The organism is Aurantiacibacter suaedae (assembly GCF_005434915.1).
GTDB lineage: Bacteria > Pseudomonadota > Alphaproteobacteria > Sphingomonadales > Sphingomonadaceae > Alteraurantiacibacter > Alteraurantiacibacter suaedae.
Genome location: NZ_SKCG01000001.1, coordinates 1143529 through 1162706 on the forward strand (window position 1 = coordinate 1143529; position 19178 = coordinate 1162706).

The window sequence follows — 19178 nt, forward strand, 5'->3', positions numbered from 1 at the left end:
CTCAGCCCTCCGCCGCGGCGCGGGCTTGCGGCACGCTCACAGTCACCGGCTGGCCCTGACGCAGGCCCTCATCGGGATCGCTCACGACAATGCGCAGCTGATAGACAAGATCGGTACGCAGGTCTTCGGTTTCGACCGACTTGGGCGTAAACTCGGCGCGCGGCGAGATATAGCCGATAGCGCCCTGATAGGCCTTGGGATTGCCATCGGCGCGCACCACCACCTTCATACCCGGCTGGATGCGCGAGAGATCCGGTTCGGCGACATAGGCGCGCACCCGCAGGGGCCGGTCGATGGCGATGGTGAAGGCGGTTGTGCCCGGCTGGACAAGGCTGCCCGGCTCAATCACGCGGGTGACGACGGTGCCGTCGACCGGCGCTTCGAGGCGGGTGTCGCCGAGGTCGGTATTGATGGCGGCGCGCTGCGCGCGGGCGGCGTTCACCTGCGCCTCTGCCGCCGCAATGTCTTCGCTGCGCGCGCCGGCGCTGGCGAGCGAGGCGGCCTGGCTTGCTTCGGCGACTTGCGCTTCGGCGCGGCGCAGTTCGGCGCGGGTCTGGTCCCACACATTGCGGCTGACCGCGCCCGTTTCCACCAGCGGCTCCCGCCGGGTGTAGGCGGCGCGGGCATTGGCCAGCGCTGCCTCGGCTGCAGCGACGCGGGCGCGGGCCTGCGCTACATCCTGCGGGCGGTTGCCGTTGCGCAGGCGGGCGAGCTGCGCCTCGGCCTGCGCGATCTGGGCCTCGGCCTGCGCCAGCCGATCGCGATTGCGCGCAGGATCGACCGCGGCAAGCAGATCGCCCTTTGCCACCCGCTCACCTTCCTCGACCGCGACCTCGTCAATACGCCCGCCGACCTCGAAGGCCATGTCGACCTCGCGGATATCGACGTTGCCATAGAGTGTAAGACCATCGTCGTCCGCGCGCCAGAGGCCGAAACCGCCGGTGGCAAAGGCCACGACAGCCAGCACGACAAGCGCGGCAAGGATGACGAGAGGCAAGCGTTTCATCGTGTTGTCTCCGGCAGATGAGTGAGCAGGCAGCGGGTGTGCTGGGTCAGACGTTCGATCAGCAGCGCGGCGGTGGCAGGGTCGATCTCGTCCACCTCCATCACCCGCCGAACCGTTTCGCGAGCGGTGCGCAAAACCAGCACTTGCCCCCAGATGAGCATTCCGGTGGCGCGAGCCTCCTGTTCGCTGAAGTCAGGCCGGGCGCGCCGTATCAGCGCCACCCCAGTGTCCATCACGGGCCGCATGGCGCCGTTGAACAAGCGCTCGAACGCCTCGGTGGGGGTCTGCTGTTCGCGCGAAATGAAGTTTGCCCATGCCTTGGTGGCGGGATTGAGCATCAAATGCGCAAACCCGCTGATTACGTGGCAGATCGCATCGACCGCGGCATCACCATCAAGCGCTTCGAGATCGCCAAGCTCCGCGATCCGGGGCCGATGCCAGTCGGAAATGCGCGCGGCGATATGATCGGCGCAGGCAAGGTAGAGCCCTTCCTTGCCGCCGAAATGATAGGTGATCTGCGACATGGCCGTATCGGCAGCGGCAGCAATGGCACGCGTTGCCGCACCTTCGAAGCCGCGCCGGCCGAAATGATCGATGGCGATATCGAGAAGCTTTTCGCGCATGGCGATACCGATTAATTCATTCGAACGAATTAGTCCACCGGCAAGTTAAGTGCCCGGCAAAGCGGCACGGCAAAATTTCGGGTCAGAAGCGATCAAGTTCCTCGACCGGGCCAGCTCCGACGAAAGGACGCAACAGCACGCAAAGCGCATCGTGACGGTCCTTGCCGAAGGCATCGATGATCTCGCTTTCGTATTTCGCGTGTTGCTGCTCGAGCAGAGCGAGGAACTTGCGCCCTTCCCCAGTCAATTCCAGCAACCGAGTCCGCGCATCAGCCTTGCTCACGCGCTTATCAACGAGGTCTCGCGCGACCAGTCCGTCGACCAGACGCGCAATGGAGTTGGGAGCAATGCCCATCGCTCGCCCCACGCTGCCGATGCTGCACCCGGGGTTCCCCTCGATCAGCAAGAGCACGCCGTAGGACGCCGGGGTGATCTCGATATGTTTGAAATGCTGGTTGAAACAGGAGTTCGCGAAGCGCCATCCGCCGAGCAGGAGAAATCCGATTGTCGTCTGGAGACGCGCAAGGCCAAGCTCCTCACCCTGCCCGGCCACACCCTCGTCCTGCGCCATGATCTTCCTCCATCCCGCGCTGCCACGTTCACGCGCTCTGGCGACATATGCTCTACCTTGTAGAATATTGCGACCACATTTCTTGATGACCGCCGCCCGGGCGGTTGACCGGATATGCGGAACAATATACTTATCATGCATAAGTAATGGCGCCCCATTGACGACTCTAGAGAGAGCGCGAGGCGGGCCAATAAATGCTACATGGGAGAATAAATAGCGGCGATTTTGCACAGCCGCACGCTCCCCCAATATCGCTGAACGGAAAGTGGCCCCTCGCGAAGGCCAATGGGAGAGAAAGCAATGAAACCAACGGCTCTGGCGGCCCTCGCCGTCGTTACCGCATCCGCTGCGCCACTATCGGCCCAGTCCGATGCCTCGTGCGACGTGCAATGCCTCGAACAGATCGCGCGCGAATATCGCGCCGCTTACCGCGCGCATGATCGCGATGCCGCTCCCTTCGCCGAGGATGTACGCTACACCGAGAACAACGTCGAAATGCCCTTCCCCGACGGCACCTGGGATACGGTGACTGCCGAGCCCGGCCCGCCGGTGGTCCTGAGCGACCCGGAAACGGGCAATGTCGGCATCTACACCACGATCATGCAGGACGAGATCGAAGGCTATCTGGCGATCCGCCTGCACATAAACGAAGAGCGCGAGATCGACGAGGTGGAGCATGTCATCTCCACCCGCCGCAACCTGTCCAGCCCGCCCACGCCGATTGCCGACATTCGCCAGAACGCCGTCGATCCCGTCATCAACGCACCGACGCCGGTGGCCGAACGCGCATCACGCGACGAGCTTGCCGCCCATGCCAACGGCTATTTCGACACCCTGCAGCTGAACGACGGCGAGATCCGCGGCACCTGCTTCCTTCCCGAAGCGATCCGGCGCGAGAACGGCATGCTGTTCAGCGACATCAAGGGCGGGTTCGAGAGCGGGCGTTACTTCTTCAACAACCGCGTACGCCGCGAAGTGGTGCTGATCGACGAGGAACGCCAAGTGGCAATGGCGCGCGGGTTCATCGATCACAAGGGCGTGCTCAACGAGTATCTGCTGACCGACGGCACCGAAGTCCGCGCGGTGTTCCAGGAGCCGCAGAGCTGGGCCTTCCTCGAAATGTTCAAGGTCAAGGATGGCTGCATCGCCTCGGTCGTCGCCACCTTTTACCAGGCCCCATACTACCAGCGCTCGCCCTGGACCGTGGGCCCGGATCGCTGAAGCGCAACAGGGGGGAGAGACCAATGAAAAGACGCGACTTTATGGGCACCGCCATCGGCGCCACGGTCGGCGCAGGCCTTGCCGGCAGCGCCAGTGCGCAGGCCCCCGAAGCGTCGGCCTCGCAGCCTTCAGGCGGGCCGCTCAATCCGCTCGCCGCCGAGCTTCCGCCGAGCGGCTTCAACACCCCGCTGCGCTTCGATGCACAGGTCGACGATTGCCTCGTCGTTGGCACGATCCCAGAGGATATGGACGGCGCATTCTACCGGGTTGGCGGCGAATTCTACTACCCGCCGCTGTTTCCCGACGATGCCCCGCTTAACGCCGATGGCTACATCTCGATGTTCCGCATCAAGGAAGGCAAGGCCGCGTTCCGGGGCCGCTGGGTGGAGACCGAACGCTTCAAGGCCCAGCGCGCGGCCAAGCGCCAGCTCTATGGCTACTACCGCAACCCCTTCACCGACGATCCCTCGGTGCGCGATCCCGAAAATCCCGACCGCCGCACCGTGGCCAACACCGCGCCGCTGGTCCACGGCGGCAAGCTGTTCGCCACCAAGGAAGACGGCCTCCCGCACCTGATCGATCCTAACACGCTGGAAACGATCGGCCCGTGGGATTTCGATGGCGGCTACAACAGCCAGACCTTCTCCGCCCACCCCAAGCTCGATCCTATCTCGGGCGACATGATCGCCTATGGCTACGAAGCTGACGGGCTCGCCAGCGATTCCTTGTGGGTCTATCGCATCGGCGCCGATGGCGCGGTGAAAAGCGAGGTGCGCACCAAGGTGCCCTATGTCAGCGTGATGCATGACATGGCGCTGACGCAGAAGCACATGCTGTTTCCTTTCGGCGGCTACGTCACCTCGATGGAGCGGCTGCGCGAAGGCAAGGTCCACTGGGGCTGGGACCAGAGCAAGGAAAGCTACATCGGCGTGCTCCCGCGCGATGGCGGGCCTGATGACATGCGCTGGTTCAAGGGGCCGCTTCGGTGCATGATGCACACCTTCAACGCGCATGACGAGGGCGACAAGATCGTGCTCTATGCGCCGTTCTGGGATGGCAATTTCTTCCCCTTCTTCCCCAATGTCGACGGCTCACCATTCCGCCCGGAACTGGCCCAGGCCTTCGTGCGCAAGATCACGCTCGACCTGTCCTCACCCGACGACACATGGACCGAGGAGATCCTGTGGGACACCTCCATCGTCGATCTCGGCAAGGTCGATCCGCGTGTGCTGAGCTTGCCGACGCGCTATCTCTATACCTCGTTTGCCGATCCCAGCCTGCCCTTCGACGCCGACCGCGCCGATCCGCCAGGGCGCGGGCCGCCGGTCAACTGCTATGGCCGGTTCGATCTCGCCAGCGGCGAGGTACAGCGCTATTTCGCCGGATCGACCCACGCCTTGCAGGAAATCACCTTCGTACCGCGCGAAGGCGGGCGCGAGGGCCAAGGCTATGTCGTCGGCATCGCAAGCAACCTTGCCGAGGACCGCTCCGAAATGATCATCGCCGATGCCGAGAACCTTGCCGCGGGCGACATTGCCCGGATCATCCTGCCGTTCAAGCTGAGCAGTCAGGTCCACGGTGTCTGGGCCTCGGCGAAAGAACTGCCGCTCACCTGACCCGAAGAACACCAAGATAAAATCATAAGAGGAGAGGATTCATGAAGCGCCCCAATATCCTGCTCGCCGCCGGTGCCCTCGCGCTGGCAACCCTTCCGGTTCAGGCCATGGCCCAGTCGCAGCCGAGCTATGCCGAAGATCGGGCCGAGATCGTCAACCTGTCGAACCATTACATGGTGGCAGTCGATGCCGGCGATATCGACACGGTGATCGCGACCTGGGCCGAGGATGGCGTACTCGACTGGGTCGGCGGCATCGAGCATGGCCGCGACGAGATCGAGGCCGCGATGAGCCGTTTCGGCGGAGCCGGCATCATGGGCACCCTGCCCGCCGACGCCACCGAGCGCCCGCGCACCCGCCACCAGATCATCAACCACGTCATCGAGGTGAACGGCGATAGTGCAACCAGCTTTGCCTACTGGTTTGCCATGACCAACCGCACGACCCACGGACAGGTTGAACTGCTTTACATGGGCCATTACGAAGACGAACTTCGTCGCGAGAACGGTGAATGGAAGTTCACCAAGCGCACGGTTTATAACGAATCGATGCACAACAAGTCGCTGTTCTACCCCGGTCTGGGCGAGAGCGACCCGCGACAGGGGCAATAACGGCCGCGCTCGGCGCGTTGCCGGTGTGAGGGGAAGAGAATGCTCAGATGGTTCGGGGCCGCCGCTGCGGCCATAGCGTTGACGGGGATGAGTGCCGCCTATTCGCAAGGCACACAGCCCGCAGCGCAGGAATGGGCGGCCCACGGCGGCAGCTCGAACGAGCAGTATTATTCGCAGCTCACCCAGATCGACGCCAGCAACGTCGCCGACCTCAAGCCCGCCTGGTATTTCGAATACGACACCGTGCGCGGGCAGGAAGGCGAACCGATCGTCGTCGATGGCGTACTCTATATCTCCACCGCCTGGTCGAAGGTCTATGCGCTTGACGCCAAGACCGGGGCAGAGCTGTGGAAGTACGATCCCAAGGTGCCCGGCGAGGCTGGACCCAAGGGCTGCTGCGACGTCGTCAACCGCGGCGTGGCGGTGAGCGAAGGGCGCGTCTTCGTCACCACCTTCGACGGGCGCATGGTCGCGCTCGACGCCCGCAGCGGCGAGGAGCTGTGGGTCACCGACACCATCGTCAACCACGCGATGGACTACACCAGCACCGGCGCGCCGCGCGTATTCAAGAGCAAGGTCATCATCGGCCAGGGCGGCGCCGAAAAGGGCGTGCGCGGCTATGTCACCGCCTACGACGTGGCCACCGGCGAGAAGGCCTGGCGCTTCTACCTCACCCCGCCCCCGCCCGGCGTGGTCGATGGCGAAGTGTCCGACCGGGTACTGGAGGAAATGGCCCGCCCGACATGGTTTGGCGACCTGTGGCACACCACCGGCGGCGGCGGCGCGCCGTGGGATTCCATCGTTTACGACGAGGAGCTGGACCAGCTGCTGATCGGCACCGGCAACGGCTCGCCGCACAGCCACTATCTGCGCTCGGCCGGCCAGGGCGACAACCTGTTCCTCGCCTCTGTGCTGGCGCTCGACCCCGATACCGGCGAATACCGCTGGCACTATCAGCAGACGCCGGGCGACAGCTGGGACTACACCTCGGTCCAGAACATGATCCTGGCCGATCTCACCATCGATGGAAGCCCGCGCAAGGTGATCCTCCACGCGCCCAAAAACGGCTTTTTCTACGTGATCGACCGCGAGAGCGGCCAGCCGATCTCGGCCAACCCCTATGCCGAGGATATCCGCTGGGCGACCGGGATCGACACCACCTTCTGGCGGCCGATCGAGGTGCCGGGCGCGCGCTATGTCGACAGGCCCTTCCTCAATTCGCCGCATGTCGCCGGCGCGCACAACTGGCAGCCGATGGCCTACAGCCCGCGCACCGGGCTCACCTATATCCCCACGGTCCGCAACTACTTCACCTATTCCGCCACCAGCGGGCCGCATCAGGGCGAGGTGATCGACCCCTCGGAGTTGCCCGAGCCCGATGCTTACTTGCAGGCCTTCGATCCGCTGACCGGGCAGGAGAGCTGGCGGTCGGACGCCAACGGCTGGCTTCTCGATTCGGGCGGCGGCGGCGTGCTGGTGACGGCCAGCGACCTCGTGTTCCAGGGCCGCGGAGACATCCTCGGCGAGATGCTCGCGCTCGACGCGCGCACGGGCGAGGTGCTGTGGCGTCACGATACGCCCAACGCGGTGATGGCCGCACCGGTCACCTACATGGTCGACGGCGAGCAATATGTCGCGGTTTCAACCGGCGGCGGCGGCGGCGGCAGCCCGCTGCTCGGCTCGACCAACCCGCCACGCGAGAAGCAGCCCGGCCGCATGGTGGTGTTCAAGCTGAACGGCACCGCCACCCTTCCCGCCCCGCCCCCGCTGGCCGGCCCGGCGACAGACCCGGACGAGGTCTTCGACGCCGACAAGGTCGCGCTGGGCGCGCAGGTCTATGGCCGCAACTGCGTGTTTTGCCACGGCATGAACGGACGGCAGAGCAACATCATCACCGACCTGCGCCGCTCGCCGGTGGTCGCCAATGCGCAAGTGTGGCGCGCGGTGGTCCACGATGGCGCGTTCCTGTCGCGCGGGATGCCCAAGTTCGATGGGAAACTGTCGGTCGACGAAGTGGAGGCGATCCGCCAGTTCATGGGCTCCGCATCGCAAGACCTGGCCCGCGATCAGCGTGCAGGGATTGCCGAACGCTAGGGGATCGGGGCGCGGACCCCGGCTCATTGGGCCGCGCCCTTTCCTGCCGGGCTTGTGTTTTCCTTCACGAGCCAACATAAAGCCCGTAATAATTAGCTATCAAAATAGCTTTGGCAGCCGCGCAAGGTGGGCTGCGGGGGAGGACTGTTCATCGTGATCGAGCCTAAGGCCGATGCCGCGCTTGCCGAACTTCCAGGCTATCTCCTGCGCCGGGCGGCAAGCGTGATGATGGCTGAATTCGCCAACCGGCTGGCACCGCTCGACCTGAAAATATCCGAGCTGACCGTCCTGTTTATCGCCGGCTCTGGCGACCACCTGACATCGAGCGAGATCGGCCAGATTGCCGACATCAAACGCGCCAATATGCCCAAATTGCTCGACCCGCTCGAACAACAAGGCCTGATCCGGCGCGAGCCGCTCGATGGCCGTCGCAGCGCTATCGTCGTGACCGAAGTCGGCGAGACCCGCCTCACCGAAGCGCGCAAGATCATCGCGAGTTTCGAAGCCGATCTGCTCGAAACGGTCCCGGCGAAGCACCGTGGCCACCTCGTTCCCGCGCTCGACGCGCTGCGCAATTATCGCAGCGGTTAGCTCGTCGTGCCCCGCGTCATGCGACGGCCCAATGGCGCAGAGCCGCACCGCCTGTGTCGGGCAAAGGCGTATCATGCAACAACTGCCTGCGCCCATGATCGCGCGCGAAGCTCTCGCAGATGAAGCGGTCGGACCATAGCGTCGCCCCAGCAAGCGCCCCGCCGTTTGCAAGCAGCTGCGGGATAGGTCCGCGCCAGGCAAGGCCAAGGTCGTGCTCGCGCGGATCAAGGGTGGCAACGCCCTGCCCTGCCCATTCCCGTGCCAGCTCTCGCGATGCGGCAAAGCGCGCGTCGTAGATGAACAGCGCGGGCTTCAGCCCCCGCGCGCGCAGGGCGGTGGGCATTGCGCCCAAGGCCGCCATGGCCATGCTGCCCTTGATAAGCGTGCGGCGGTCGCTGCGGATCATGGACGCTGCTCCAGATAGGCGGCAATAGCGGCCAGATCGGCGTCGCTGAGTTCAGCCTCGCGGATTTGCGGCATCGAGCCAAGGCCCCGCCGCACCACCAGCGTGATGAGCGCGGCGGGCAACACGGCGCGCTTCTGCAACTCGGCCTGCCCCTCGGGCACCCGTCGGGCCAGCACGCGCGTTCCGAACCCTCCTTCGAGGTGACATCCCCCGCAGCGCTCGAGAAACAGCTCCTGCCCGGGCTGCGCCGCTTCCGGCTCCGCCGCATGGGCCAGCGACAGCGCCCCGACGAGCGCGACCACCGGAAGCGACCGGATCGTCAGCGCGCTCATGCTCGAACCTCGCGATAGCGGCGCGGCCAGATCCCCATCTTTCCGGGCGCGATGATGCCGTGCGGATCGACCGCGTCCTTCACCGTCTCGTTCCAGCGCCGCAGCGCGCCGTTGTTGTAGTCATAGCTGCGGGCGATCTGGTCGTAATACAGCGTGTGGGTGCGATATTCGCCCCAGCCGCGCGCGGCGGCCACCTCGATCAGGTCGCTGAACAGCCGGTTGGCCCGCGCCATCATGTCCTCGTCGTTGCGGTTGAACAGGATCATCGAGATGTGGTTGAGATAGCGCTGCCCGGCAGTGAAGCCGCCGTAGTAATCGAAGCCCGCCTCCTCATACATGGCGCGGATCGTGGTATATTGCTCCCAGGCTTCGGCCCCGGTGAACGGCGAGACCGGCGAAAAGGTGAGATGCCCGCCCGGCCCGCCGAGCCAGTCGACCACGCCCAGCGCGGCCAGCGTCGGCGTGGGCGAGCCGGAGCCTTTCAGCGGTTCGCCGCGATGCCATTCGCTGACGTCGAATTCGTAAGGCAGGTGGGCAAAGGCCCGCTTCACCTTCTCGGCATTGATCCGGTTCACCGCCTTGTCACCGAACAGGCGGATGGAAAAATTCCAGTGCCCCACCCCGCTCTTGATCCGGGCCTGTTCGAGCACCTCGGCGGGAATTGGCCCCTCACCCTGATAGTACTCGCTGCGCGGCGCGCGCACGGAAAGGTTGCGGATGATATTGCCGAAGCTCGGGTTCGCCTGCACCGTTCCATCGAGCTTCAACGGCCGTAGCGCCTCTACGCCCAGCGGCAGGTCTTCGGGCCGATCGAACGCCATGGCGAGGTTCAGCGTATGCTCGGGCTCTGGCATCAGCCACAGACCCATCTTGGTCGCCACGCCGAAGTTCGACTGCATGAAGGCCGCATCCCACGAAGGGCCGAAGCCATAGGGAAACAGCTGCCAGGTCTTCGCGCCTTCCAGCGCGCCCATCCCCGTGCGCAGCAGTTCGCCGGTGCCGGTGACGATCTCCAGCCCGCATACTTTGGAGGCATGTTCGCCATAGGGCGTATAACCCACCCCGCGTTCGAGCGCGTTGCCCAGCACGCTGCCCCAGGTATGCGCCGGGGCCGAAATCCACAGCGGAATATTGTTCTCGACCAGATGGTTGTGAAGATCGTCGAAGCCGACGCCCGGCTCCACCACGGCGTAGCCCATGTCGACGTTCACTTCGAGGATACGGTTCATCCGCACCAGATCCAGCATCACCACATCGCTGATATGCGGGGCCGCGCCGCCATAGCCGAAGTTCTTGCCCCGGCTGATCGGCCACAGCGCCACGCCCAGCTCGCCCGCCACGCGCACGATGGCCTGCACCTCTTCCACCGAGGCTGGGGCAACCGCCCCGCGCGGCGCGTAGGACATCGGATCGCGCGGAGCCATCGCATCCTTGTAGCCATGGCGCGCTTCCTCCTCGCGCCAGACATATTGCGCGCCGACAATGGCCTCGATCCGCGTTAGCGCCTGTTCGAGCCGGGCTGTGTCGATTGCGATCATGGTCTAGGCCCCCCTGCTGACCCGTTGCGCATAGTAATTATTTTAGATAATTATCTTTGTAAAGTATATTGCCTTGGAGCTTGCGATGGACTTCGGATCAACCCGCGAACACATTGCCTTCCAAGTCCATCTGACCTGGCGCGCGGCCCGCAAGGCCCTCTTATCCGAGATGGAAAGGGGCGAGCAGCCTGTGGCGCTGGGGGCTTACTCGATCCCGATGCTGATCGGGCTGAACCCCGGCATCACGCCGATGCAACTGGCCAGCGCGCTTAGCCTTGATGCCTCGAAGGTTGCCCTGTTTTTGCGCGATCTGGTCGGCAAAGGGCTGGTCGAGCGGACCCGGTCGGCAAGCGATGGCCGGGTGGTCGAACTGCGGCTGACAGCGGCGGGCGAAGACTTTGCCCGGCAAGCGCGCGCAGCGAGCGAGAAGCTGGAAGCGCCGTTCGAAGGCATCCTCTCGGGTGACGAGAAGGAGACGCTGATCACACTGTTAGGCAAGCTGCGTGAGGGCATCGCCTGATCCGGTTGCGACGCCGCGCCGTGGTGGATGGACAGACGCTTTTGCGCGCTTATGCTTCCACCTCAGAACCGCACTGCAAGGGCGGCGAACAACAAGGGAGAGCAGCTTGGATCTGGGAATCAGGGGCCGCAAGGCCATCGTCAACGGCGGCAGCGCGGGCATGGGCCGCAGCGCGGTATTGTCTTTGGCGCGCGAGGGGGTGGAGTGCTTCGTTTCGGCGCGCACCGAGGATCGTCTGGTGAAAGCCTGCGCGCAGATCGCGGCGGAAACGGGCGCGAAGGTGCACCCCATCTGCGCCGATCACAGCACCGAGGCCGGGCGCGAACAAATCCTCGCCGCCTGCCCCGAGCCCGACATTCTCGTCGGCACTTGCTCGCCCCCGCCGATGACGCCCGACTACCGCGCGATCAGTGAGCAGGACTGGCGCGAGGCGATCGACATCTCGCTGCTGTCGCCGGTGGCTTTCATGCGCGCGACGGTCGACGGCATGGCGCAGCGCGGCTGGGGCCGGGTCGTGAACATCGCCACGGTCGCGGCCAAGTATCCGGGCGAGATCCGCGCGCTTTCGGGCAGCACCCGCGCCGCGCTGGCGAACTATTGCGTTGCCGTTTCCAAAGTGGTGGCAAAGCACAATGTGATCATCAACAATCTGCTGCCGGGGATGCACCATAGCGCCTTCGTGGAGAAACAGTTCAACGAGCGCGCGGCGGCTAAGGGCATCACCTATGAGGAAGAGGTCGCCCAGTTCTCGCGCGAGTGGCGGATCGCCGCCGAACGCTTCGGCGATTGTGACGATGTGGGCGATATGGTGGCGGTGTTCTGCAGCCAGCAGGCCAACTACATCACCGGCCAGAGCCTCGTGATCGACGGCGGCGCGACGACCTCGGTTTTCTAACCGGGAATTCCGTTCGTCCTGAGGAGGGCACGAAGCCGCAGGCTGAGCGCCCGTCTCGAAGGACAGGCGCGGCTTAAGGCCGATAGCGCATAGGCAAAAGCGGCGCGGGCAACGGCCGGGCGACACGCTCGCCGCTCTGCCCGGCGAAATTGGCCAGCACGGGGCCCGACCAGTCGCGGATCACCCGGTGCCACAGCCGCCAATCGCCATCTTCGCGTCTTAGCTCATCCTCGTACCAGCCCATGACATAAAGCTGATGCGGCCCGTCGCCCTGCCGCAAGGCCACGGTGACATAGGACTTGGCCAAGGCGCAGTCCTCACCCGGCGTGATGACCGTGTTGGAGATATGGTGTTGGCGTCCGGCAGAAGTGGGCAGATCGCGCAGGAAACTGGCGAAGTGGCGCAAGGCCGCGTGGCCCTGCCAGGTCTGCAGCTCTTCAAAGGCGTCCCATTCGAGCGTACCCTTGGCACAGAAGCAGGTGACGAAGTCCTCCACTGTGCCGGTGTCGAGCGCCCAGGCGCAGGCGGCGAGGCGTTCATGGATGGCGAGCCGGTCGCCAGTGTCGAGCGTGATCATCGTTTTCAGGTCACCCGGTAGTAGTCAAAATAGGTAGAATTGCCGCGCCGCTCGGCCACGCCCACGAAGATCGTGCGGTTGAGCCAATTGTGCGGCCCTTCTGGGGCCTCGAAACGCGGCGTAACCCGCAGATAGTTCTCTTCCGGCGGCACCGTTTCGCCCGCCTCGATCCGCGCGAAGGCGTCGGGAGAGGAATAGGCGATGCCGCGATTGTGGATGTAGATCGGCGTGCCGTCGCGCGCTTCGAGCATGTAATGCGCCTCGAACTCGACCAGCCCATCGGCCCAGAAGCGTGGCCAGTCCCCGCCCGAATGGGGCACCACCCGGCCCGACAGCAGCGGCCCGCTTACCTCACCCCCCTCCAGCCCGACATAGCCGCGGGTGAACTGTGTATAGGCCGGGGTAAAGCGCGTGCGCGGCCCCTCGGCGAAGTCGAGCCGGACGTGAAAGGCCAGTTCAAGCCCTGGTATTTGCATGATTATCTCCTCCCGACCGTCCGGCATGACCCAGCGCAATCACCGGCAGCGCGAGCACCAGCAATGATGCAAGCAACGCGATGGCCAGTGAGTAATTCCCCTCGCTCGCCACCAGCACCCCGGTCAGCCACGGGCCGATGATCCCGCCCGTCGTGCCGAACATGCTGATCAACGCAATGACGCCCACCGGCACCTTGTCCCCGCCCAGCTTCACGAAGCCGGGAATGGCCCAGAACACCCCCTGCGCCGCGCCGATGCCCAGCCCCGCCACGCAGAGCAGGAGCAGAACAGGCAGGCCCGGCTCAAGCATGGCAGAGAGCATCATGGCAACACCCGCAGCGGCGGCAGGCAGGCCGGTGTGGAGCAGGCGTTCGCCCTTCCTGTCCGAACGGCGGCCGTTGACCACCAGCCCGATCGCCAGCGCCAGCAGCGGTAGAGCGCTGAGCGAGCCGATCAGGAACTCGCTATCGCCAAGGTCAAGCGCGCGCACCAGCTGCGGCAGCCAGAACACCAGCGCATAAGACCCGGTCATCACCAGCAGCCATGTGAGCGAGCAGCGCCACAACCACGGGTCGCTCGCGATCTGGCGCACCGTGCGCGGCGGGGCGTTGTCAGCCCCCTCCTGCCGCGTGAACTCGGCGGCGAGCCAGGCGCGTTCCTCTCCGTCGAGCCAGCGCGCCTTGTCGGGGCGATCGACCAGAAAGAGCGCTGCAAGCACCGCCAGCACGACATTGGGAATGGTCAGCAGCAGGAACATGTATCGCCATGCTGGCAAGTGGAGCGGGTTGTCGATCTGCAGCAGCCAGCCGCACAGCGGCCCGCCCAGCACCATCGACAGCGGCACCGCCACCAGCGCCCCGCCAAGCATCCGCGCCCGCATCGCCGGCGGCGCCCATTGCGAGATCAGCCAGGTCATCCCCGGCGCAAATCCGGCTTCCGCCATGCCCAGCAGGAACCGCGCAGCATAGAACTCCATGGCGCTGGTGATATGCGCCATCCAGAACCCGGATACCGCCCACAGCATCATCGAGACGAAGATCCAGCGCTTGATGCCCCACGCCCGCAGCAGCCGCACATGGGCGTACTGGAACAGCAGGTAAGCGAGAAAGAACATGCTTACGCCCCAGCCGAACTGATCGGGCGACAGGCCCAAATCGCCCGACATCGCGCTGCCAGCATAGCTGATGTTCACCCGGTCGATCGAGTTCACGAAGGTGATGATGGCAATCGGCACGATCAGCCGCAGCGTGATCTTTGCCTGTAGCCGCGCGCCGATGGCATCGCTCATTATAGTCTGGCCCCTCCCCCAAGGCATGAAGCCGGGAGCTTGGCTTAGACCAACGGCCTGCCGCAAGCACAATATGAGGCGGCGGGAGAGATCGTCGCTTACAGCGCGTGCCCGCAGCGAGATCGCCGCCGCCAATTTCGCACGTGAGCAGAGGCCAGCAGTGTCGCGCCGCCCAGAGTGACAACGGTCTCCAGCGTTTCGGACGGCGCGAACAAGGCAGCACCCATCAACGCCAATCCAGACATTCCCATAAGCAGCGCCCCGCGCGCGGCACGCTGGCGGTGGGCAGTCCTGCCCAGAACCATCACGCTCACGGGAAGCGCGCAGGCCAGCAGCCAGACGTGAACAGTCTCGGGCACGTGCAGCCAGTGCGACAAGGCAGGTAGCAAGGCCAGCGCGACAGGCAGCGCCAGGCAATGCACCACACATATTGCCGAAAGCGAGATCGCCAGCCCGTCAAGCCATTGGGCACTTATCGCGCGCATCTAGAATGCCCCTTCACGGTTACGGCGGCAGGCGGCAGCTAAGGGGGATGGGATTTGCAACATTGAGGGCCGAACTTTCGATTGAAACTGCATCGTAGCCCCCGACGTAGTGGTGATGACGGTATGTTACAACATCGCTTTGCGTTTGGTTTATGCATAGCGGAGCCTTGCACCGGGCCGACCAAGATACCTAGATAGACGTTATGGCTACAGCAAACCGGCCCGCCCCGCGTGTCCTCACCGTCCTCTCCACCGCGCAAGTCAGCCCCAACATGCGCCGCATCACGCTAGGCGGTCCAGGCCTCGCCGACTTTCCGGCTGAGCAGCAAGGCGGCTACGTCAAGCTGCGGCTGCCGCTACCCGACGGCAAGATCGCCGTGCGCACCTACACGATCCGCGCCCAGCGTGCGGACGCGCTCGACATCGACTTTGCGCTTCACGCCGAAACGGCCAGCGGCCATGCCGGCCCGGCGACCGAATGGGCGCTGTCGGTTGAGCCCGGCGAAACCATTGAGGTTGGCGGCCCCGGGCCGGCAAAGCCGCTTCCCGCAGGACACGATGCCTATCTGCTTGCCGGAGACATGACCTCCCTGCCCGCCATTACGGTCAATCTGGCCGCGCTGCCTGCCGATGCGCGCGGCCATGCGGTGATCGAAGTGATGAGCGAGGACGACAAGCTGGACCTGCCCCGCCCAGCAGGCGTCACGCTGGACTATCTGGTGGCGCCGCAACCGGGCCTTCAGCCGCAGGGGCTGGCAGAGGCGCTGGCGGCTCGCGAATGGCCGCAAGGCGCGGTCTATGCCTGGGCGGCCTGCGAATTCTCGGGGATGAAGGCGCTGCGCAGCCTGCTGCGCGATCAGCGTGGGCTTGGACCGGACAGCCTCTATATTTCGTCCTACTGGAAGTCGGGCCTGAACGAGGACGCTCACAAGATCGCCAAACGCGAAGACGCGCAAGGGCAGTAGTCGCCAGCGGCGTCCTCCAGCCGCCGGGCGCACCACAAAAGTGGTTGCAACATGGGGTAGCCTGTCATAAGCGATAGCCTCATTATGATATGTGATAACATATCTAAGCTTGTTCGACATCACGTGTCACACCACGCTGTAACGTTACGCTCCCCAGTTGTGACCGTAATTAACCTGCCGCTCTCGGCTCGCCCACGCCAAGGGATCGCGTCGGAGTTGCGGCCTCGCGGCCTGACCTCTTGCCCCAGAACAGTCAGATCATGAGGAACACTGGAATGCGCGCCATAACCCGCTGGACAAGCGGCCTTTCCATGCTGACACTTGGCGTCGCCCTCGCCGCCCCCGTGGCGGCACAGGATGGCAATGCCGCCGAGAAGGACATCATCGTCACCGGCGCGCGCATCCCCGTTCTCAGCGAGGAAAGCCCCACGGGCAGCCGCCTTGGCCTGTCGATCCTCGAAACACCGGCCACGGTCAACGTGGTGAGCGGAGACGACATTCGCGCGCGCGGCGATGCGGGCATCGTCGATGCTGTGTCGCGCGCGGCGGGCGTCACCAATGCGGGCAATCCCGGCAATGGCGGGCTCACCTTCGCGGTGCGCGGGTTCAGCGGCCAAGGCTCGGTGTTGCAGCTTTACGATGGCGTGCGGCTTTACCCGAACAACGGTTCGATCACCTTCCCCTCCGATCCCTGGAACGTCGAGCGGATCGACGTGCTGAGCGGCCCGGCCTCTCTGCTGTTCGGACAGGGGGCGCTTGGCGGCGTGGTCAACGTGATCCCCAAATCGCCCAATCGCGAGCGCTTCGAACTGCAGGCCGAGGCAGGCTACGGCTCGCAGGAAACATGGCACATGGCGGCGGGCACAGGCGGCCCGCTGGGCGACATGTTCGCCTTCCGTGTGGACGCCAGCTACCGCCAGTCCAATGGCTACGTCGACCGCGGCGAGAGCGATAACCTTGCCCTGTCCACCGCGCTCGAATTTGCGCCCAGTGACACTTTCTCGCTCACCCTGCGCAATGACTTCGGCGATGCCAACCCGATGAAATATTTCGGCACGCCGCTGATCGACGGCAGGCTGGATACGTCGATCCGCGAGGAGAACTACAATGTTGGCGATGCCAAGATGCACTATCGCGACAACCGCACCGCGCTGAAACTCGACTGGCAGGTGAGTGACGCGGTGAGCGTCACCAACACCGCCTACTACATCACCAGCAACCGCAAGTGGCGCAACCTCGAAAGCTATGCCGACGCAGGCAACGGCCTGATCGCACGCGCCGACAACTATGGCATCGCCCACGATGTCGACCAGTACGGCAGTCAGGGCAACGTGACCCTGTCGAGCGAGTTCGGCGGCGGCATGAGCAACGATGTGCTGGTCGGCTACGACGTCAACTACTTCAAGCTGAACTACTCGCACCAGTTCGGGTCCCTGCCGCAGCAGGACGAAGTGCCGCGCATCGGATTCGCCCCGGGGCGGTTCCTCGATACGGTCGGCCTGCTGCCGCGCTATCACACCGATACCTTCACCTGGGCGATCTATGCCGAGGACCGGCTGGCGCTGACCGACCAGATTGCGCTGATCGGCGCGATCCGGCACGAGGAGAACAAGGTCGGGCGCTGGAACTGGGACTATACCGATGGGCGGATCACCGGCGATACGCCCGCGCTGAACGGCGGCGCGGATGCGCACAAGACCTTCACCGCCACCACCTGGCGGGTGGGCGCGGTCTATCAACCGGTCGAGAATGTGTCGCTCTACGCCCAGTATGCGACCGCGGTCGATCCGCTCGGCACGCTGACGACCTATTCGGACAAAGCCAGCCAGTTCGAACTGAGCTTTGCCGATGGCTACCAGTACGAAGCGGGCGTGAAAGGCCTGTTCATGGGCGGCAAGGGCAGCTTCACACTGGCGGGCTATCGTCTGGTGAAGAAAAACCTGTTCACGCAAGAGGTCACCAATGGCCCGATCGAGCAGGTCGGCCAGCGCTCCTCGCAGGGGATCGAGGCGACCATCGATGTCGCGCTACCGGCAGGCTTCGGCTTTTCGGCCAACGGCACCGTGCTCGATGCGAACTTCGACGAGTTTGGCGGCAACGAGGGGAATACCCCGTCAGACATACCTGAGGAAGCGGCCAACGTCGAACTGCGCTGGAGCGACGGCGCGGCGATCTCGGCGCGCGCGAACCTGCGCTATGTCGGCAGCCGCTGGGGCGATAATGCCAACACGGTAAAAATCCCGTCTTACACGGTGGTCGATTTCGGCGCGTCCTATGCCTTCAGCGACAATGTCGCGCTCGACCTGCGGCTGCTCAACGCCTTCGATGAGGACTATGCCTGGAGCACCTACGGCCCCGAGCAATGGATTCTTGGCCGTCCGCGCTCGGTCGACGTGACCCTGCGCGCCGGGTTCTGATCCGCAGGCCGTGAGCTGGCACGCGACCAAGCGCTGGCTGTACCTGACCCATCGCTGGATCGGGATCGCCACCTGCCTGCTGTTCGTCCTGTGGTTCGTCTCGGGGCTGGTGATGCTTTACGTGCCCTTCCCCTCGCTTGACGAGGAGGAGGAGCTGGCAGGCCTCGCGCCCATCGCCTGGGAGCAGGTGGAGCATGGACCGTTCGAGCAGGGCATGGGCCTGCGCGAAGTCACGCTGGAGATGCGTGACGGGAGGCCGATCTGGCGGGTCGCGCCGTGGGAGGGCGAAAGCTACTCGGTCTGGGCCGATAGCGGTGCCTCCCCCGGGCCGGTCGGGCGCGAAGAGGCCTTGCGGATCGCGATAGACTTCGGCGGCGCACAGGTGCAGGCAATCCGCCGCATCTACAACGACCAGTGGAGCGTATCCGGCGGCTTCGACAGCCATCGCCCGCTGTGGAAGGCCGAACTGGCAGGCGATGCCGGACGGGTGCTTTATGTGTCCTCGACCAGCGGCGAGGTGGTGCTCGATACCGACAGGAACGAGCGGTTCTGGAACTGGCTCGGCTCGGTCCCGCACTGGCTTTACCCGCGCGCGCTGCGCGAGGATCAGCCTTTGTGGCGACAGGTGGTGATGTGGGTCTCCGGCCCTTGTATCGTGGTCGGGCTTACCGGCATCTGGATCGGCCTGATGCGGCTGCGCGCCGGCAAGCGCCGGTTCAAGGGCGGACGGATGACGCCCTATCGCGGCTGGATGAAATGGCACCATGTTTCGGGGCTGGTGGGCAGCGTGTTCCTGATCCTGTGGATCTTCTCGGGCTGGCTTTCGGTCGATCCGTTCCGCCTGTTCGCCAGCGAGGGCATCGCGCAGGAGGCCCGGCGCGACTACCTGGGCGCCCCCGCCCTGCCCGCGCCCGATCTTGCGCTGATGCAGCGCCTCGCCCCCGAC

Annotated in this window: 19 protein-coding genes and 1 pseudogene; 10 read left to right on the forward strand and 10 right to left on the reverse strand. The window is 64.8% G+C overall.

The genetic code is table 11. The features are described 5' to 3' along the window. Position 1: 1 nt before the first annotated feature. From E0473_RS05400 to E0473_RS05410, 3 genes are all read right to left on the reverse strand, one after another. Positions 2-1006, reverse strand: a complete 1005-nt coding sequence (locus E0473_RS05400) for an HlyD family secretion protein (RefSeq protein ID WP_137679784.1) — start codon at positions 1004-1006, stop codon at positions 2-4. Further along, the gene (locus E0473_RS05405) at positions 1003-1629 is read right to left on the reverse strand and encodes a CerR family C-terminal domain-containing protein (RefSeq protein WP_137679785.1); all 627 of its coding nucleotides are present in this window, start codon (positions 1627-1629) and stop codon (positions 1003-1005) included. The genes E0473_RS05400 and E0473_RS05405 overlap by 4 nt, the downstream gene beginning before the upstream one ends. A gap of 82 nt (positions 1630-1711) precedes the next feature. Further along, complete coding sequence (locus E0473_RS05410; protein WP_161981519.1) at positions 1712-2200, reverse strand: MarR family winged helix-turn-helix transcriptional regulator; 489 nt, start codon at positions 2198-2200, stop codon at positions 1712-1714. 300 nt (positions 2201-2500) lie between these two features. Here E0473_RS05410 and E0473_RS05415 point away from each other — a divergent pair, with 300 nt between their 5' ends. The 5 genes from E0473_RS05415 (at position 2501) to E0473_RS05435 (ending at position 8333) form a co-directional block, all read left to right on the forward strand. Then, positions 2501-3421, forward strand: a complete 921-nt coding sequence (locus tag E0473_RS05415; RefSeq protein WP_241657339.1) for a DUF8021 domain-containing protein — start codon at positions 2501-2503, stop codon at positions 3419-3421. 23 nt (positions 3422-3444) lie between these two features. Continuing rightward, on the forward strand, positions 3445-5037 hold the full coding sequence (locus tag E0473_RS05420) for a carotenoid oxygenase family protein (RefSeq protein ID WP_241657340.1): 1593 nt from the start codon (positions 3445-3447) through the stop codon (positions 5035-5037). A 41-nt stretch (positions 5038-5078) separates the two neighbouring features. After that, positions 5079-5648 carry a nuclear transport factor 2 family protein gene (locus E0473_RS05425; RefSeq protein ID WP_137679787.1) on the forward strand — a complete coding sequence of 190 codons (570 nt, stop codon included), beginning with the start codon at positions 5079-5081 and terminating at the stop codon, positions 5646-5648. Between the two features lie 39 nt (positions 5649-5687). Further along, entirely contained in the window at positions 5688-7742 is a 2055-nt protein-coding gene (locus E0473_RS05430; protein WP_137679788.1) for a PQQ-dependent dehydrogenase, methanol/ethanol family, read from the forward strand. Positions 7743-7895: 153 nt separating this feature from the next. Continuing rightward, entirely contained in the window at positions 7896-8333 is a 438-nt protein-coding gene (locus tag E0473_RS05435; RefSeq protein ID WP_137679789.1) for a MarR family winged helix-turn-helix transcriptional regulator, read from the forward strand. A 16-nt stretch (positions 8334-8349) separates the two neighbouring features. Here E0473_RS05435 and E0473_RS05440 read toward each other — a convergent pair whose 3' ends face one another. Genes E0473_RS05440 through E0473_RS05450 form a run of 3 tightly spaced genes read right to left on the reverse strand, consistent with a single transcriptional unit; the run spans position 8350 to position 10609 of the window. Then, positions 8350-8739 (reverse strand): hypothetical protein, encoded by a 390-nt coding sequence (locus E0473_RS05440; RefSeq protein ID WP_137679790.1) that lies wholly within the window; start codon positions 8737-8739, stop codon positions 8350-8352. Next, the gene (locus tag E0473_RS05445; RefSeq protein WP_137679791.1) at positions 8736-9071 is read right to left on the reverse strand and encodes a c-type cytochrome; all 336 of its coding nucleotides are present in this window, start codon (positions 9069-9071) and stop codon (positions 8736-8738) included. Before E0473_RS05445 ends, E0473_RS05440 begins: the two co-directional genes overlap by 4 nt. After that, positions 9068-10609: an FAD-binding oxidoreductase gene (locus tag E0473_RS05450; RefSeq protein ID WP_137679792.1), complete on the reverse strand. Its 1542-nt coding sequence runs from the start codon at positions 10607-10609 to the stop codon at positions 9068-9070. Before E0473_RS05450 ends, E0473_RS05445 begins: the two co-directional genes overlap by 4 nt. An 85-nt stretch (positions 10610-10694) precedes the next feature. Here E0473_RS05450 and E0473_RS05455 point away from each other — a divergent pair, with 85 nt between their 5' ends. Beyond that, entirely contained in the window at positions 10695-11129 is a 435-nt protein-coding gene (locus tag E0473_RS05455) for a MarR family winged helix-turn-helix transcriptional regulator (RefSeq protein WP_137679793.1), read from the forward strand. Between the two features lie 106 nt (positions 11130-11235). Continuing rightward, positions 11236-12024: an SDR family oxidoreductase gene (locus E0473_RS05460; protein ID WP_137679794.1), complete on the forward strand. Its 789-nt coding sequence runs from the start codon at positions 11236-11238 to the stop codon at positions 12022-12024. 73 nt (positions 12025-12097) lie between these two features. Here the strand turns inward: E0473_RS05460 and E0473_RS05465 are convergent, their stop codons facing one another. The 4 genes from E0473_RS05465 to E0473_RS05480 all read right to left on the reverse strand — a co-directional run bounded on the left by E0473_RS05465 (position 12098) and on the right by E0473_RS05480 (position 14850). Beyond that, complete coding sequence (locus E0473_RS05465) at positions 12098-12601, reverse strand: nuclear transport factor 2 family protein (protein ID WP_137679795.1); 504 nt, start codon at positions 12599-12601, stop codon at positions 12098-12100. Positions 12602-12606: 5 nt separating this feature from the next. Then, positions 12607-13077: a DUF3237 family protein gene (locus E0473_RS05470; RefSeq protein WP_161981520.1), complete on the reverse strand. Its 471-nt coding sequence runs from the start codon at positions 13075-13077 to the stop codon at positions 12607-12609. Then, positions 13058-14365 carry an MFS transporter gene (locus tag E0473_RS05475; RefSeq protein ID WP_161981521.1) on the reverse strand — a complete coding sequence of 436 codons (1308 nt, stop codon included), beginning with the start codon at positions 14363-14365 and terminating at the stop codon, positions 13058-13060. The genes E0473_RS05470 and E0473_RS05475 overlap by 20 nt, the downstream gene beginning before the upstream one ends. A gap of 98 nt (positions 14366-14463) precedes the next feature. Next, positions 14464-14850 (reverse strand): MerC domain-containing protein, encoded by a 387-nt coding sequence (locus E0473_RS05480; RefSeq protein ID WP_137679798.1) that lies wholly within the window; start codon positions 14848-14850, stop codon positions 14464-14466. Positions 14851-15053: 203 nt separating this feature from the next. Between E0473_RS05480 and E0473_RS05485 the strand changes: the two genes are divergently transcribed. The 3 genes and pseudogenes from E0473_RS05485 to E0473_RS15805 form a co-directional block, all read left to right on the forward strand. Beyond that, positions 15054-15815 carry a siderophore-interacting protein gene (locus E0473_RS05485; protein ID WP_137679799.1) on the forward strand — a complete coding sequence of 254 codons (762 nt, stop codon included), beginning with the start codon at positions 15054-15056 and terminating at the stop codon, positions 15813-15815. A gap of 275 nt (positions 15816-16090) precedes the next feature. Then, on the forward strand, positions 16091-18232 hold the full coding sequence (locus tag E0473_RS05490; protein ID WP_161981522.1) for a TonB-dependent receptor: 2142 nt from the start codon (positions 16091-16093) through the stop codon (positions 18230-18232). Positions 18233-18242: 10 nt separating this feature from the next. Beyond that, positions 18243-19070: pseudogene (locus E0473_RS15805) on the forward strand (PepSY domain-containing protein); the annotation flags it as partial. Positions 19071-19178: the final 108 nt, after the last annotated feature.